At 68.1% G+C, this 16,451-nt stretch carries 14 protein-coding genes; 5 read left to right on the forward strand and 9 right to left on the reverse strand.

Annotation, left to right across the window (positions count from 1 at the left end; translation table 11 throughout):
* On the forward strand, positions 1-1,560 hold a 1,560-nt coding region (locus tag QCD70_RS14735; protein ID WP_301217582.1), incomplete at its 5' end, for a DEAD/DEAH box helicase.
* 167 nt (positions 1,561-1,727) lie between these two features.
* Here QCD70_RS14735 and QCD70_RS14740 read toward each other — a convergent pair.
* From QCD70_RS14740 to QCD70_RS14775, 8 genes are all read right to left on the reverse strand, one after another.
* Positions 1,728-2,132, reverse strand: a complete 405-nt coding sequence (locus tag QCD70_RS14740; protein WP_301217584.1) for a VOC family protein — start codon at positions 2,130-2,132, stop codon at positions 1,728-1,730.
* A 4-nt stretch (positions 2,133-2,136) separates the two neighbouring features.
* On the reverse strand, positions 2,137-4,161 hold the full coding sequence (locus tag QCD70_RS14745) for an ABC transporter ATP-binding protein (RefSeq protein ID WP_301217586.1): 2,025 nt from the start codon (positions 4,159-4,161) through the stop codon (positions 2,137-2,139).
* Positions 4,161-5,897 carry an ABC transporter ATP-binding protein gene (locus QCD70_RS14750; protein WP_301217588.1) on the reverse strand — a complete coding sequence of 579 codons (1,737 nt, stop codon included), beginning with the start codon at positions 5,895-5,897 and terminating at the stop codon, positions 4,161-4,163. The genes QCD70_RS14745 and QCD70_RS14750 overlap by 1 nt, the downstream gene beginning before the upstream one ends.
* A 100-nt stretch (positions 5,898-5,997) precedes the next feature.
* The gene (locus tag QCD70_RS14755) at positions 5,998-6,276 is read right to left on the reverse strand and encodes a hypothetical protein (protein ID WP_301217590.1); all 279 of its coding nucleotides are present in this window, start codon (positions 6,274-6,276) and stop codon (positions 5,998-6,000) included.
* Between the two features lie 75 nt (positions 6,277-6,351).
* Positions 6,352-7,155, reverse strand: coding sequence for an energy-coupling factor transporter transmembrane component T (locus tag QCD70_RS14760; protein WP_441004948.1), 804 nt, complete (start codon positions 7,153-7,155; stop codon positions 6,352-6,354).
* A 17-nt stretch (positions 7,156-7,172) separates the two neighbouring features.
* A complete protein-coding gene (locus QCD70_RS14765) occupies positions 7,173-8,951 on the reverse strand; it encodes an ABC transporter ATP-binding protein (protein WP_301217592.1) in 1,779 nt (592 codons plus the stop codon).
* Positions 8,948-9,505, reverse strand: coding sequence for an ECF transporter S component (locus QCD70_RS14770; protein WP_301217594.1), 558 nt, complete (start codon positions 9,503-9,505; stop codon positions 8,948-8,950). Before QCD70_RS14770 ends, QCD70_RS14765 begins: the two co-directional genes overlap by 4 nt.
* A gap of 81 nt (positions 9,506-9,586) precedes the next feature.
* The gene (locus tag QCD70_RS14775; protein WP_301217596.1) at positions 9,587-10,480 is read right to left on the reverse strand and encodes an EamA family transporter; all 894 of its coding nucleotides are present in this window, start codon (positions 10,478-10,480) and stop codon (positions 9,587-9,589) included.
* An 85-nt stretch (positions 10,481-10,565) separates the two neighbouring features.
* Here QCD70_RS14775 and recQ point away from each other — a divergent pair, with 85 nt between their 5' ends.
* The 3 genes from recQ (at position 10,566) to QCD70_RS14790 (ending at position 14,529) form a co-directional block, all read left to right on the forward strand.
* Positions 10,566-12,578, forward strand: a complete 2,013-nt coding sequence (gene recQ / locus QCD70_RS14780) for a DNA helicase RecQ (protein WP_301217598.1) — start codon at positions 10,566-10,568, stop codon at positions 12,576-12,578.
* A gap of 71 nt (positions 12,579-12,649) precedes the next feature.
* Entirely contained in the window at positions 12,650-13,360 is a 711-nt protein-coding gene (locus QCD70_RS14785; protein WP_301217600.1) for a lysophospholipid acyltransferase family protein, read from the forward strand.
* 41 nt (positions 13,361-13,401) lie between these two features.
* Positions 13,402-14,529: an AI-2E family transporter gene (locus QCD70_RS14790; protein WP_301217602.1), complete on the forward strand. Its 1,128-nt coding sequence runs from the start codon at positions 13,402-13,404 to the stop codon at positions 14,527-14,529.
* Between the two features lie 32 nt (positions 14,530-14,561).
* Here the strand turns inward: QCD70_RS14790 and QCD70_RS14795 are convergent, their stop codons facing one another.
* Positions 14,562-15,023 carry a winged helix-turn-helix transcriptional regulator gene (locus QCD70_RS14795; protein ID WP_301217604.1) on the reverse strand — a complete coding sequence of 154 codons (462 nt, stop codon included), beginning with the start codon at positions 15,021-15,023 and terminating at the stop codon, positions 14,562-14,564.
* A gap of 64 nt (positions 15,024-15,087) precedes the next feature.
* On the opposite strand from QCD70_RS14795, the gene QCD70_RS14800 reads away from it, so the two are divergent.
* Entirely contained in the window at positions 15,088-16,353 is a 1,266-nt protein-coding gene (locus QCD70_RS14800) for an MFS transporter (RefSeq protein ID WP_301217606.1), read from the forward strand.
* The last annotated feature ends 98 nt before the right edge of the window (positions 16,354-16,451 follow it).

Raw genomic sequence — 16,451 nt, forward strand, 5'->3', positions numbered from 1 at the left:
CGTCCCTCGTACGGTGACCGTCCGCAGCGCAGCAACGACCGTCCCTCGTACGGTGACCGTCCCCAGCGCAGCAACGATCGCCCGTCATACGGCGACCGCCCGGCTCGCACGGAGCGCCCCTCCTACGGTGACCGCACCGAGCGCCCGTCGTACGGCGACCGCCCGGCTCGCACGGAGCGCCCCTCCTACGGTGACCGCACCGAGCGCCCGTCGTACGGTGACCGTCCGGCTCGCACGGAGCGTCCCTCATACGGTGACCGCCCGCAGCGCAGCAATGACCGCGGCTCGGACTTCTACCCGAAGCGCGATGACCGACCCACGGTCGGACACGCTCCGGTAGACGACGTCGTGCTCGAGCGCCTCGAGGCCCAGGCCACGACCGCGGTCGAGGTCGAGGGTGTCTCGTTCAAGGACCTCGGTCTGGGCGACAACATCGAGCGCCAGCTGCAGTCGATGGGAGCGCTCAGCCCGTTCCCGATCCAGGCTGCGACCATCCCCGACGTCCTCGCCGGAAAAGACGTGCTCGGCCGTGGCAAGACCGGCTCCGGCAAGACGATCGCCTTCGGAGCACCCGTCGTCGAGCGACTGATGGAGAACGGTGGAGCGAAGGGCCGCAAGCCCGGTCGCCTGCCCCGCGCCCTGATCCTCGCCCCGACGCGTGAGCTCGCCATGCAGATCGACCGCACGGTGCAGCCCATCGCCCGCGCCGTCGGCCTCAACACGACCACCGTGTTCGGCGGCGTTCCGCAGTTCAAGCAGGTCTCCGCCCTGCAGCGCGGCACCGACATCGTGATCGCGACCCCCGGCCGCCTCGAAGACCTCGTGGAGCAGGGTCGTCTCGACCTCTCCAAGGTCACCATCACGGTTCTCGACGAGGCCGACCACATGTGCGACCTCGGATTCCTCGAGCCGGTCCAGCGCATCCTGCGTCTGGTCGCAGACGGCGGACAGCGCCTGCTGTTCTCGGCGACCCTCGACAAGGGCGTGGCCCAGCTGGTCAACGAGTTCCTCGTGAACCCGTCGGTGCACGAGGTCGCCGGTGAAGACCAGGCCTCCTCCACGATCGACCACCGCGTGCTGCTCATCGAGCAGCGCGACAAGCGCGAGATCATCCAGCAGCTCGCCTCGGGCCCCGGCAAGACTCTCGTCTTCGCCCGCACCCGCGCCTTCGCCGAAGAGCTGGCCGACCAGCTCGACGACGCCGGCATCCCGGCCACCAGCCTGCACGGTGACCTCAACCAGTCGCGCCGCACGCGCAACCTTCAGCTGCTCACCAGTGGCCGGGTCAACGTGCTGGTCGCGACCGATGTCGCAGCTCGCGGAATCCACGTCGACGACATCAACCTGGTCATCCAGGCCGATGCCCCCGACGAGTACAAGACCTACCTGCACCGCTCCGGCCGCACCGGCCGCGCGGGCAAGAAGGGCACGGTCGTGACGCTGATCAACCGTTCGCGCCAGCGCCGCATGGACGAGCTCCTCGGCCGCGCGGAGATCACGGCCGACACGGAGCACGCCCGCCCGGGCGACCGCCTGATCGACGACCTGCGCAGCGTGTAGTCACACCCCGCACCATCTGCCACAGCGGCAACGCGAAGCGCCCCCTCCCTTCCGGGACGGGGGCGCTTCTGCGTTGCCGGAGAATCCGCTTCTCTCCGGCGTATCGGCTGCCGGTCGTCGGGCCGCGGATGCGCCGAACGGACGCGGATGCGTCGCCGCGCAGGCCGTCAGCGGGCGTCGAGGGGGATGAGCGGCTTCTCTGCCCGCACCGTCATCTGCTGCACCGACCAGCTGTTGCCGTCGGGATCGTCGAAGAAGAAGAACGTGCCGCCGTCGCGCTCTGCGTCGAAGATGGAGAGATCGCTGACCTCGACGCCGCGTTCGAGAAGCTCGAAGCGAGCGGCGGCCGCATCGGAGACGACCAGCTGCAGGCCCTTCATCGAGCCGGGTTCCATCTGCGACATGCCGAACACGATCGAGCAGCCCGAGCCGCGAGGCGTGAGCTGCACGACCCGCATCTGCGTCGTCGTCGTGTCGTGGTCGAGTGCGAAGCCGAGCTGATCGCGGTAGAAGCCGATCGATCGCTCGATGTCTGCCACCGGAAGCACAATGACCTCGAGTGTCCAGTCCATGGCGCTACTCCTTCTCTTGCGGGGCGGCCTCGGCGGTGTCGACCTGCTCGCCACGGAACTGTGTCATGTAGAGCGAGTAGTACGCGCCACGAGATTCGAGAAGCTCGTCGTGGCTTCCCTGTTCGACGATGCGGCCGTTCTCCATGACCAGGATGGTGTCGGCGTCGCGGATCGTGGAGAGTCGATGTGCGATGACGAAGGAGGTGCGATCTGTGCGAAGGGCGGCCATGGCGTGCTGCACCAGCAGTTCGGTGCGGGTATCGACCGACGACGTCGCCTCGTCGAGGATGAGCAGGGACGGGTTCGCAATGAAGGCGCGCGCGATGGTGATGAGCTGGCGCTCGCCGGCCGACACGCTGCCTCCGTCGGCGTCGAGCACGGTGTCGTAGCCCAGGGGCAGCTGGCGCACGAAGCGATCGACCATGGTGGCCTGTGCCGCCTCGACCACCTCGTCGTCTGTGGCGTCGAGTCGTCCGTAGCGGATGTTCTCCCGAATCGTGCCTTCGAAGAGCCAGGCGTCTTGCAGCACCATGCCCACGCGCGAGCGCAGTGTGCCTCGCGAGAGCTGCGTGATGTCGACGCCGTCGAGCAGGATGCGCCCGCCGGTGAGTTCGTAGAAGCGCATGACCAGGTTCACGAGCGTTGTCTTGCCTGCGCCGGTCGGCCCGACGATGGCCACCGTGTGGCCGGGCTTGGCCTCGAGGGAGAGTGACTCGATGAGCGGCTTCTCGGGGTCGTAGCTGAACGACACGTCGTCGAATCGCACATGTCCGTCGGTACGTGCCGGCAGCTCGGCCGTGACCTCGTCGGGACTCTGCTCGTCGGCGTCGAGAAGCTCGAACGTGCGCTCGGCCGATGCGACGCCGGACTGCAGCATGTTCGCCATGCCCGCGATCTGGCCGAGGGGCTGCGAGAACTCGCGCGAGTACTGGATGAACGCGGTCGCGTCACCGAGGGTCATCTGCCCGGATGCGACGCGCAGGCCGCCGACGACGGCGATCAGCACGTACGACAGGTACGACACGAACGTCATGGCCGGCATGATCATGCCCGAGACGAACTGGGCGCCGAAGGACGCCGAGTAGAGCTTCTCGTTGCGTTCGTCGAACTCGGCGACCAGCTCTTTGTCGCGACCGAACACCCGCACGAGCTCGAGCCCGGAGAAGGACTCCTCGATGTGGCCGTTCAACGAGCCCGTGTTCTTCCATTGGGCCGCGAAGAGCTTCTGCGATCGAGAGCCGATGACGCCCGCGATGACCGCGGAGAGGGGAAGCGCGATCAATGCGATGAGGGCGAGCTGCCACGACACGATGAACATGACGATGACGATGCCGATCACCGTGAGGGCGGATTGGACCAGCTGCGAGAAGGCCTGCTGCAACGCGGCCTGGATGTTGTCGACATCGTTGGTGACGCGCGACATGGTGTCGCCGCGCTGGCGCGAGTCGAAGTAGCTGAGCGGCAGCTTGTTGAGCTTGACCTCGATGTCTTGACGGAGGCGGAAGACCACTCGCATGACGAGGCCGTTCAAGATGTACCCCTGTGCCCAGTTGAGCACCGAGGCGACGATGTACATGAGCAGAACGATGATGATGAGGCGTCCCAGCACCATGAAGTCGATGCCCTGGCCGGGGACGATGTCGGACTTCTCGAGGAGATCGGCGAAGTCGTTGTTGCCCGACGCTCGCGTCTCGGCGACGATCTGGGCGAGGGGAACGCCGGCTGGCAGCTGGGAGCCGATCACCCCGTTGAAGATGGTGTCGACGGCCTGCCCCAGGATCTTGGGCGCGATGACCGTGAGCACGACGGAGATGACGACCAGCCCGACGACGATGCTCATCTTGACCCGTTCGGGGCCGAGCAGCCCGACCAGCCGTTTGGCCGAGGGCCAGAACTGCTGCGCCTTCTTGGCCGGCGCGCCACCGAACATGTCGCCGTCGGCCTCTGTAGGAATGTACTCGACGTCGAGTTCGTCGATGACGGTGGGCGTCTCGTCGGTGGACGAGCTCTTCTTCGTGTTGCGAGCCATCAGGCCACCCCCTCGATGCTCATCTGGGATCCGACGATCTCGCGGTACGTCTCGCTCTCGTCGAGCAGTTCGTCATGGGTGCCACGCGCCACGATGACCCCGTCGTTGACGACGAGGATCTGGTCGGCCGCCCGGATCGTCGAGATGCGCTGGGCGACGATGATGACGGTCGCGCCCCGGGTGGCCGCGAACAGGGCCTCGCGCAGGCGGGCGTCTGTGGCGACGTCGAGCGCGGAGAAGGAGTCGTCGAACAGGTAGACCTGCGGGTCTGCCACCAGCGCCCGGGCGATGCAGAGCCGTTGACGTTGGCCCCCCGACACGTTGGTGCCGCCCTGCGAGATGCGCTCGTCGAGCCCCTTCTCTTTCGCCCGCACGAAGTCGTCTCCCTGTGCGACCTCGAGGGCCTGCCACAACTGCTCGTCGCTCGCGTCGGGGCGGCCGAAACGCAGATTGGATGCGATGGTTCCCGAGAACAGGTACGGCTTCTGCGGCACGAGGCCGACGAGGTGGGCTATCTGGCGCCGGTCGAGGTCGGAGACGGGCACTCCGTCGATCGTGACGGCGCCGCCCTGCGGGTCGTAGAGCCGGGGGATGAGATTGAGCAGCGTGGTCTTGCCCGCACCGGTCGATCCGACGATCGCCGTGGTCTTGCCCGGTTCGGCGACGAAGGAGACGTGGTCGAGAACGGGGCGTTCGGCTCCCGGATAGCCGAACGTGACGTCGGTGAACTCGACACGGCCGGCAGTGGGAACGCGGGGCGCCGGCCGCACGGGCACGGCCATGCTCGGCTGCGTGGCGAGCACCTCGCTGATGCGCTCGGCGCAGACGACGGCGCGGGGGATCATCATGACCATGAAGACACCCATCATGACGGCGGTGAGGATCTGCAGCAGATACTGCAGGAACGCGGTGAGGGAGCCCACCTGGATGTCGCCGGCGTCGACTCTCTGGCCGCCGAACCACAGCACGGCGGCTGTGGCCAGGTGCAGGATCATCATGATGGCGGGGAACATGAGAACGAAGAGGTTGCCGACCTTGACCGACACGACCGTGATGGCCTCGTTGGCCCGCTGGTAGCGCTCGGACTCGAACGGTTCGCGCACGAAGGCCCGCACCACCCGGATGCCCATGATCTGCTCGCGCAGAACGCTGTTGATGCCGTCGATGCGGTCTTGCATGAGCCGGAACAGGGGCAGCAGCAGGAAGACGAGGACGCCGACGATCACGAACAGCAGCGGCACCGAGACCCACACCAGCCAGGACAGACCCGCGTCTTCGCGGAGGGCGAAGATGATTCCGCCGATGCACATGATCGGCGTCGAGACCATGAAGTTGAGCATCATCAGCACGAGCATCTGCACCTGCTGCACGTCGTTCGTGCCGCGGGTGATCAGAGTGGCCGTTCCGAACTTGGCGACGTCGATGGCGCCCAGGGTGTCGACCTTGCGATAGATCTCGCGCCGCAGGTCGCGACCGACGGCCATGGCCGTGCGGGCGCCGAAGTAGATGCCCGCGATGGCGGTGGCCACCTGCACGACGCAGGCGAGCAGCATGGTCATGCCTGTCGACCAGATGAACTCCGTGTCGCCTGTCGATACGCCCTTGTCGATGATCTGGGCGTTGAGGCTGGGCAGGTACAGGGCCGCGAGCGTCGAGACGAACTGGAAGACGACGACGGCGATCACCCAGCCCGTGTAGGGCTTCAGGTGATGGATGATGAGGCGGATGAGTTCCACGGTGGTTCCTCACGAGAGCGACAGGAGTGAACGTGCTGTGCGCCCATCGTAAGAGGCACCGGTGACGCTCGAGTAGAACGGTATTCCTAGTTGGAATGATTTACAAATGTGCGCCGAACCGTCGGGGCCTGGCCGTGGGCGTCGACGCGCTCGCCGACTGCATCCAGAGTGCGAGCCGGCGCTCGCTCGGAAACCGCGAGTCGATTCTCGGGGATCTGCCGTGGGCCGACTGGAAGGCTGCCACCGCATGGCGGTACGCATCGTCGTCGGTCCAGGTGCTGCGGTGCACGACCGGTGCGTGCGGCCGCCGGGTGAAGAGGCCCAGGATGCAGCCGGTCGCGGCTGACTGGATGCTGCGGGTGAAGACGGATGGCATCATCGCCTGTCCTTTCGTCACGTCTCGTGAAGGGAGTCGGATCGGCCCCTCACTCAATGAGACTCCCTCACCGCCCGATCATGACGCGAAGACGACGACGACGGCGGTGGCGGCCCAGAACACCACGATGAAGATCCAGTCCCTGGCGCGGAAGGCGATCGAGTAGCGTTCGGTGCGTGTGCGGTGGGCGCCGAAGGCGCGCGAGTCCATGGCGAGCGCCACTCGTTCGGCGTGCCTGATGGCCCCCGCCAGCAGCGGCACGACGTAACCGGCCGTGCGCACGAGCCACGCGATCGGACCCCGCCCATCCGAGATGCCGCGCACTCGATGCGCCTGCCTGATCACCTCGAGTTCGTGACCGAAGCGGGGCACGAAGCGGAACGCGGCCAGCGCCGTGTAGCCGAGCCTGTACGGCACACGCAGCTGCTGCACCAGCGAGCGCACGAGGTCGGGCCCGGTCGATGTGAGGCCGCCGACGAGCGCGAGCAGAACGATGGCGGCGAGCCTCAGCGCGGTGGCCAGTCCGATGAGCCAGCCGCCGACCGTGAGGTGGAGCGGCCCGGCTTCGACGATCACCGACGGATCGGCCGACGCCGCCGGATCGGCCCAGATGCCGAAGCTCACCGACATGACGCCCACGACCACGGGGATCGCGACGAGCAGGAGGAGCAGGGAGCGTGCACGCAGGTGGGCGCCGATCACGAGCAGAGTGAGGGCGATCAGGCAGAAGACGAGGGGCGTCATGACATCGCGGGTGAACAGCAGCAGAGCCATGGCGGGCAGGGGAGCCGCGATCTTCGAGAGCGGATTGAGGCGGTGCAGAAAGCGCCAGGGACCGAAGTCGGGAGGTGCAGCGTAGGGGTCGATCGGCGGCTTCGACACGGCGGCGCGAGACGGGGTCACGACGTCGGCCCCCAGGGCAGATCGCGGAGCCGCGTGACCGATCTCCACGACGGATGCCGCTCGAGTTCGCGGAAGGCCCGGGCCAGCGGCGGCCTGCGCAGCCCCGCTTCGTCGAGGGCGTCGGATGCGAGCACCGAGGCCGTGGGGCCGAACGCCGCGACCCTGCCCGAGTCGAGAACGAGGATGTGGCTGCTGTGCTCGGCCACGAGCTGCAGGTCGTGCGTGACGACGAGCACGGTCGTGCCCTGAGCGTTGAGCCCGTCGAGCAGGGTCAGCAGCTCCGACGCCCGCGCCCTGTCCTGCCCGAAGGTGGGCTCGTCGAGGGCGAGCAGCGGCGCGCCGTCGATGAGCGCGGTGCCCACGGAGAGTCGACGCTTCTGCCCGCCCGAGAGCAGGAACGGATGCTCGTCGCGCAGCTCCTGCAGATCGAAGCGCTCGAGCATGGCCGACACCCGCGCCTCGACCTCGTCGGCCGGGATGCCCTGGAGCCGCGGTCCGTGGGCGAGCTCCTCCGCGACGGTCGACTTGATGAACTGGTGCTCGGGGTTCTGAAAGACGAAGCCGACGGTGCGGGCGAGTGTGTGCGCGTCGGCCTTGGCGGGGTCCAGCCCGAGAACATCGATGCGGCCGGCCGGTGCTCGGATGACGCCCGCAATGGCTTGCAGGAGGGTGGTCTTGCCCGCGCCGTTCGTTCCGACGATCGCCACGAACGAGCCGTGCTCGATCGTCACGTCGATACCGTTCAGGATGCGGGTGCGCCCGCGATCGAGATCGAGTGCGGTCACCCGCACGGCCGGTTCCGTAGCTGGGGGTGTTCGCGCGACGCCTGTCGCGCCCGTCTCGTCGACCGCACCCGTGGCGACCGGCGCGGGGAGGGCATCCTGCGCATCGAGCGCGACGGTCAGCTCGTGCGGAGTGAGGGGAAGGGGATCGAGTCGGATGCCGGCCTCGAGGAGTCGCAGCGCCGCGAGCAGTGCGACGGGCAGCCAGACGCCGAGGCGCATGAGCTCGTCGACCCGGTCGACGAGCACGTGCCTGGTCGGGCCCTGAATGGCGAGCCGCCCGTTCCTGTCAAGCACGATCACGCGGTCGACGAGCTCGATGGCCGCGTCGAGGTTGTGCTCGACGAGCACGATCGCGTGGTCGCCGCCGACGACGAGGGTCCGCAGCACCGCGTAGACCTCATCGATTCCGGCAGGGTCGAGGTTGGCCGTCGGTTCGTCGAGTACGAGCACCGGGGCTTTCATCGCGAGGGCGCAGGCGATGGCGAGCCGCTGTCGACCGCCTCCCGAGAGCGTGTCGGGGTTGTCTCCCCGACGCTCCCACAGGCCCACCTGGCGCAGGCTCTCCTCGGCGCGCGACAGCACCTCGGCCCGGTCGAGCAGCAGGTTCTCGGGACCGAACGCCACCTCGTCGAGCAGTGTGCCCGTGACCATCTGCGAGTCAGGATCCTGGAACACCATGGCCACGCGCTCGCTGAGTCGAGCCACCGTCTCGTGAGCGGTGCGCATCCCGCTCACTGTCACCGTGCCCGTGAGCTCGGCGGGAACCGCGTGCGGCACGAGCCCGTTCAGCGCGAGCGCGAGCGTCGACTTGCCGCAGCCCGAGGGGCCGAGCAGCAGAACGACCTCTCCCGGATCGACGTCGAACGTCACCTCGGTCGGGGTCGTCGTGTCGCGCCCCTCGTGCCGGATCGACACCGACTTCACCCGGACCGCGCGGGTCTGGTGCGCATCCGCCGCCGCTGCCGCGTCGTGCGGGTCTGCGACCGTCACGCCGCAGGAGTGCTGCGAGCGTGCTCGGAGCGCAGGCCGCGGGCGACGCCGGTGCGCACGAGCGCTGCGCCGAGCAGCACCGCGAGAGCGGTGAAGACGACGGGCGCGACGAAGTAGCCCGACATCAGCACGGCACCCGAGGCGGCGTCGAGGGAGTCCTTCGCGAGCGTCCTGTACATGCCGACGGCGCAGACCACGCCGGCGATGACGCCGCCCACGAGGAACAGCCACGTGCTCCAGCGGCGATATCTCGTGACGAGGAACGGCAGCTCCTGGAAGGCCCCGATGGCGATGGCGATGATCGTGGCCCAGAACCCGAGGGGCTGGAGGGGAGCGGTGACGAGGCCCGCGATGCTGGCTGTCAGCACAGCCACTCCGCCGCGTCTGATCACATACTGCGCGACCACGCCGGGCACGAAGTAGACCCCGATAGTGAACCCGTAGAAGAGCGGGGCGAGAGCAGCGATCGTGCCGCCGATCCAGGCGTTGAGCGCGAAGACGAGGCCGCCGGCGACGCCGATGGCGGCGCAGGTCAGAAGCAGCCTGGTGCTCACGTTTCTCATCGATCCTCCACTGTCCAGCTTAGGGCAGGGTAACCAAACCACGCTGCCGGGCGGCCGCCGATCAGGGAGTGATCAGGCGAGTGACAGCATGGCGGCGGCGGCGAGCGCGAGAACCAGGCCGACCGCCTGCAGCGGAGCGATGCGCTCCTTCAGCACGATCGACGCAAGAATGATGGTTCCGGCCGGGTAGAGAGCCGTGAGCACCGACGTCACCGAGAGCTCGCCGAGGCGCAGTCCGGCGAGGATCAGGCCGTTCGCCGCCGCGTCGGCGACGCCGCACGCGAGGGCGAGTGCAAGGGCGGCGCCAAGGCCGGCCGCGCCGGGCCGTGCGGATGCGGATGCGGGCCGGGCCATCGCATCCGATCGCCGGCGTGCGACGAGAAACGCCGCCAGCACGACCGCACCCATGATCGCGCCGTTGACGGCACGGTTGAGGAACAGGGGGACGAGCCCCGAGTCGGCGGGTGCGGCATCGATGGCCACCAGGAAGATGCCGATCGTGGCGCCCGAGCCGATGGCCATGAGGATTCCGCGAAGGCTCGGCCGCACGGCATCCTTCTCGGGCACGAATCCGACGAGAACGACGGCCACCAGCGCGAGCGCCAGCGCCGCGTAGCCGATCGGATGGAAGGCCGAGCCCCGCGCGAGCCCGATCGACAGGGGAACGATGGCCGAGATCACGGCGGTCAGCGGCGACAGGATGCTCATGGGCCCGATCGCGAGACAGGCGTACAGCAACGAGATGCCGATCGCGCCCGAGACGCCGGAGATGCTGCCCCAGAGAACCGCCTCCGCCGACCAGTTTCCGCCGACGAACGGGTACACGGCGACGAGCACGACGGCCCCCGACCCGGCAGCTATCCCCGTGACGGCGAACGGAGACAGGCGCCGCGAGGCGAGACCGCCGAGGAAGTCCGCTGCGCCGTAGACGAATGCACCCGCGAGGCCGAACAGGGTGACGAGCATGGATGTCGAGCCTAGCGCGGTCCGGTCTGCACAGAGACGGGCGCTCGCGGGCTCGGGGTCGGCGGGCGCCGGTACACTTCTGGGCGTGACGTGGAACGCAGACATCCCCTGGGACCCGGAGGCCGAACCGCCACCCCTCGACGACGAGCCGCCCTACGATCCGTACTACGACGAGGGTCCGGTTCCACAGGCACCCCTTCGACAGGCTCAGGGAACGGGGGCTTCGGGAACAGACGTCCCGTCCGCCGAGCCTGTCGAGACGACCTCCCCGGAGACCGCCGTCGAGGCCCTGCAGCGGGTGTTCGGGTACGAGACCTTCCGCGGCGACCAGGCCGCGATCATCCAGAACGTCATCGACGGTGGCGACACCGTCGTGCTCATGCCCACCGGTGGCGGCAAATCCCTCTGCTACCAGATCCCGTCGCTCGTGCGCCGGGGCACGGGCATCGTGATCTCTCCTCTCATCGCGCTCATGCAAGACCAGGTCGACGCGCTCACGGCGGTGGGGGTGCGCGCCGCGTTCCTCAATTCGACGCAGGATGCCGCGGAGCGGGCGCGCGTCGAGAACGCCTACCTCGGCGGGCAGCTCGACCTCCTCTATGTCGCGCCGGAGCGGCTCTCCAACGAGGCCACCAAGAGGTTCCTCGCGCAGGGCGAGATCGCGCTGTTCGCCATAGACGAGGCCCACTGCGTGTCCCAATGGGGCCACGACTTCCGCCCCGACTACCTCGCCCTCTCCGAGCTCGCCGAGCGCTGGCCGCAGGTTCCGCGCATCGCCCTCACCGCCACGGCGACCGAGGCGACCCACGCCGAGATCACCGAACGCCTGGGCATGCAGCAGGCGAAGCACTTCGTCGCCAGCTTCGATCGGCCGAACATCCGGTACCGCATCGAGAACAAGGGCGAGGTGCGCAAGCAGCTTCTCTCGCTCATCAAGGGCGAGCATCCCACCGACTCGGGCATCGTCTACGCACTGTCTCGCAACACGGTCGAGAAGACCGCGCAGTTCCTGGCCGACAACGGACTCAAGGCGCTGCCCTATCACGCGGGCCTCGATTCGCGGCTGCGGGCGTCGACCCAGTCGCGGTTCCTGCGCGAAGACGGCATCATCATCGTCGCCACGATCGCGTTCGGCATGGGCATCGACAAGCCCGACGTGCGCTTCGTCGCGCACGTCGACCTGCCCAAATCGGTGGAGGGCTACTACCAGGAGGCCGGCCGCGCCGGGCGCGACGGACTGCCGTCGACGGCCTGGCTCGCCTACGGGCTGCAGGACGTGGTGCAGCAGCGGCGCATGATCGACGAGTCACCGGGCGACCTCGCTCATCGCCGTCGGCTGTCGGCCCACCTCGACGCCATGCTCGCCCTGTGCGAGACCGTGCACTGCCGTCGGGTCAACCTGCTCGGCTACTTCGGTCAGCAGTCGACGCCGTGCGGCAACTGCGACACCTGCCTCGAGCCGCCCGAGTCGTGGGACGGCACGGTCGCGGCCCAGAAACTGCTCTCCACTGTCGTGCGCCTGCAGCGCGAGCGCAACCAGCGCTTCGGCGCAGGCCAGCTCATCGACATCCTGCGCGGCAAGGTCACCGATCGGGTCACGCAGTTGAATCACCAGAGCCTCTCCACCTGGGGCATCGGGCAAGACCTCAGCGACCAGCAGTGGCGGGGTGTCGTGCGCCAGCTCCTGGCTCAGGGACTGCTCGCGGTGAACGACGACGGCTACGGCACCCTGGTGATCACCGAGGCGAGCGGCGAGGTGCTCGCCGGCAGGCATCCGGTGTCGATGAGGCGCGAGGCCGAACGGGCCGCCCGCAGTGTGCGCTCGTCTGGGTCGTCGAAGTCGAAGGCCGCCACGGCCGAGCTCGCGCCGGCCGACCAGGAACTCTTCGAGAAGCTGCGCGCCTGGCGCGCGGGCGAGGCGCGGGAGCAGGGCGTGCCCGCCTACATCGTCTTCGGCGACGCGACCCTGAGGGCGATCGCCACCGAGAGGCCCGCATCGCTGGCTCAGGCCGGGGGCATCACCGGAATCGGCGAAGCGAAGCTGCAGAAGTACGGCGAAGCGATCCTCGAGGTCGTGGCGGGCGCCGCCGTATCCTGAATCGGGCATAGATACACTCTGTATCGCAGTGCATGCCGTCAGGGCTATGAGCACTCTGTGAGACTGGGCGCATGCTCACCTTCCTCAGCCGTGCCCTGCTCGCGCCGGTCGCCCGCGCCGTCTACAGGCCGACGGTCATCGGCCGCGACAACGTGCCGAGGACGGGGCGGGTGCTGCTCGCGAGCAACCACCTGAGTTTCATCGACAGCGTCGTGCTCACCCTCGTTGCTCCGCGCAACGTCTCCTTCCTCGCCAAGTCCGAGTACTTCACTGGGGAGGGAGCGAAGGGGTGGCTCTCGCGATCGTTCTTCTCCGCGATCGGCGCCGTTCCGGTCGACCGGGGTGCCGGCCAGGCGGCGCAGGACGCGCTGGATGCGGGGCTCGCCATTCTCGAGCGGGACGAGGCGTTCGCGATCTACCCCGAGGGCACCCGCTCGCGTGACGGGCGTATCTACAAGGGGCGAACGGGCGCGGCCTGGCTGGCGATGAGCTCGAGCAGCCTGATCGTTCCGGTCGCCCTGATCGGCACCGAGAAGCTGCAGCCCGTCGGCTCGACCATTCCCAGGCTGCACCATGTGTCCGTCGAGTTCGGGCGTCCGATCGACGCGTCGGAGTACGGGCAGGCCACGTCCGCCCGCGCGCGACGCAGACTGACCGACGTGCTGATGGACGACATCCAGCGCATGTCGGGCCAGGAGAAGGCAGGGGTCTACAACGAGGCGCCAGCCGCGTCGACCATCGAGAAAGTCAAGCGTGCGTTGGGGCGCAACAGACCCTCCTAAGGTGGTGTGAGCGTGATCGACACGACAAGACGGGGACTCGCATGCTGAAGAACAGAAGACGACACAGGGCTGCGATTCAGGAGCCGCAGTCGGACATCGTCGTCCCCGGCAGCACCGCGCTCCCTCCCGTGCGGGTCAACGCGTTCCGCATCGGTCTCGTCGGGGGCCTCGGCGTGCTGGTGTCGATCCTCATCGGCGGTATCATCGGCCAGCTGACGACCGTGCTGATCTACGTGGGTGTGGCCCTGTTTCTGGCGCTGGGGCTCGACCCCCTCGTGTCGTGGCTCGAGAAGAAGCTGCCGCGCTGGGCGGCCATCCTGGTGGTCTTCGCCGCGGTCATCCTCGGGTTCGCGGGCCTGCTCTTCACGATCATCCCCGTGATCGTCGACCAGATCACCAACCTCATCACCAACTTTCCCGACATCGCCACCCGCCTGGTCAACAGCGACTTCGTAAAATCGTTGGAGAAGCAGCTCTCAGGGGTCGTGGACTTCGACTCCGTCGTGAAGAGCGTCACCGACTTCGTGAGCGACCCGAACAACTTCGTGAGCCTCGGCGGCGGGATCCTGGCCGTGGGCGTGGGGGTCGCCAGCGGAGTGACGGGCGCCACGATCGTGCTGATCCTCACGCTGTACTTCCTCGCATCGCTGCGTTCGATCAAGCGCGTCACCTACCGCTTCGTTCCGGCCAGTAAGCGTGCCGGCTTCATCGACGTGTCGGAGGACATCACGTCTGCAGTCGGGCGCTACGTCGTGGGCCAGTTCACGCTCGCGGCCGTGAACGGTGTGCTCAGCGTGATCTTCCTCTGGATCATCGGGGCACCGCAGTTCGTGCTGCTCGCCTTCGTGGCCTTCCTGTTCTCGCTGATCCCGCTCGTCGGAACCCTCACGGGCTCGCTCATCATCGTGCTGACCTGCCTCTTCGCGTCGCCCCTGACCGCGCTCGTCGCGCTCATCTACTACCTCATCTACATGCAGCTCGAGGCCTACTTCCTCAGCCCGCGCATCATGAACCGCGCGGTCTCGGTTCCGGGCGCGGTCGTCGTGATCGCTGCGGTCGCCGGCGGCACGCTCGGCGGAATCCTCGGGGCGCTCGTCGCCATCCCTGTGGCGGCGTCGACGATCATCATCATCCAGAAGGTCGTGTTCCCGAGGCAGGAACTGAAGTAGCGCCGGCCGTGAGCTGACCGGCGGGGGCAGGGCTACCAGGTGGTCGTCGCGCCGGGCCCCGGAACCATGGCGACATCGGAGCACTCCAGGGTCGCGCCTGTGGCCGACACGAATTCGACGCTCACCTCGTGTGAATTGCGATCGACGTAGAGCGCGCTGGGCCCGAACTCGCTGGCCCGATGGGCGGTTCCCCACTCGCTCAGGGCTGCCAGAACCTTCTTGAGCTCTGAGCCCGCTTCGGTGAGGTGGTAGCTCGACCGCTCACGCGAGCCGGCCTCCTTGTAGCTGCGGCGCTCGAAGATGCCCGCATCCACCAGGGTCGTCAACCGCGCCGACAGCACGTCGGTGGGAATGCCGAGCCTGTCGCGGAACTCGGAGAACCGGCTGTCGCCCTGGAACGCGCTGCGCACGATCAGCACCGTCCATTTCTCGCCGAGAACCTGCATGGTGCGGGCGATCGAGCAGCGGGGCTGGGTATCGGATGCGTGCGCCATGGCCCCACGATACGTCTTCCGCATCTGAATTGGAAATTCCAAGTCAGGCGGGTATGGTGGCGAAATGACCGCTACCGAGACCGGAACTACTCGCACCCGCCGACAGTGGGGCAGAAGAGGCAGCTTCTGGGCTGCGGCCGCCGTGCTCGCCCTCTGCCTCTGGGCCAGCGGCGCCCCATCCACGTTGTACCCGAGCTACGCCGCGGAGTGGGATCTCTCCCCGGTCGTGACCACGTCGATCTTCGGCACGTACCCCGTCGCCCTGCTGCTCGTCCTCCTTCTCGCCGGGGGCATCTCCGATTCGATCGGCCGCAGGCGGGCCATGCTCATCGGCGTGGGCCTGATCGTGGCATCGGCCTTCGTCTTCGCCGTCGCCCCCAACGTGGGCTTCCTCTTCGCAGGCCGGGTGCTGCAGGGCGTCGGAACTGGCTTCGCCCTCGGTGCGGCCAGCGCCGCGCTCGTCGAGAACAACCTCTCGAAGAACCCTCGCTTCGCCTCGGTGCTCACCACAGTGTCGACGTCGACGGGCCTGACCCTCGTGCTCTTCGTGAGCGGAGGCCTGGCCCAGTACGCACCATGGCCGCTGCAGCTCAGCTTCTGGGTGCTGTTCGTTCTCGCGGGTCTCGCCTTCGCCGTCGTGTGGTTCATGCGCCGCGACAACCCTCCCCGGGCCGTCGGCCCCGACGGACGGCCCGCGCGCTGGAAGCCGTCGGGCATCCACGTGCCCCGCTCTCTGCTGCGCACCTTCATCGCCTCGACGCTGGGTGTAGTGGTGGCCTACAGCGTGGGCGCGATCTTCCTGTCGCTGGGCTCGTCGATGGCGCGAGACCTCACCGGCACCACGAACCTGCTCATCGTCGGCGCTCTGCTCGCGATCTCGTCGGTGGCGATCGGGGTCACCGCGCTCCTGCTGCAGAAGGTTCCGGCACACGTGTCCCTGATCGTGGGAGCGGTCATCAGCATCGCGGGCCTCGGCGTCATGGAGCTCACGGCTGCACAGGGCTCGATCGCCCTCTTCGTCGTCTGGTGCATCGTGGGCGGGGTCGGCTACTCCTTCGTCTTCACCGGCGGGCTGACGCTGCTCAACCGCACCGCCCTTCCCGAGCACCGCGGCGGTACGCTCTCGCTGCTCTACCTGTTCTCGTACCTGCTGCAGGCCATCACCGCGGTCGTGGCCGGCGCGCTGGCGACGGCCCTGGGGCTCAACGCGGCGATCGACCTCGTCGCCCCCGGCGTGGCCGTGCTGTGCCTCGCGCTCATCGCGGCGACCACGCTGGATGTCGCGGCGCGGCGACGAGAGGCGCGTCTCGTCGAGGTGCCGGCCGCGTGATCGACGTGTCGGCCGCGTGACCGGCGTCGCGGTGGCGTTGTGGGGGAGCGCCTGCGTTACGGTCGTTCGGCTGTAGACATCATCAACGGGCCGCCTCG

Source organism: Agreia sp. PsM10, assembly GCF_030433855.1.
Classification (GTDB): Bacteria; Actinomycetota; Actinomycetes; order Actinomycetales; family Microbacteriaceae; genus Agreia.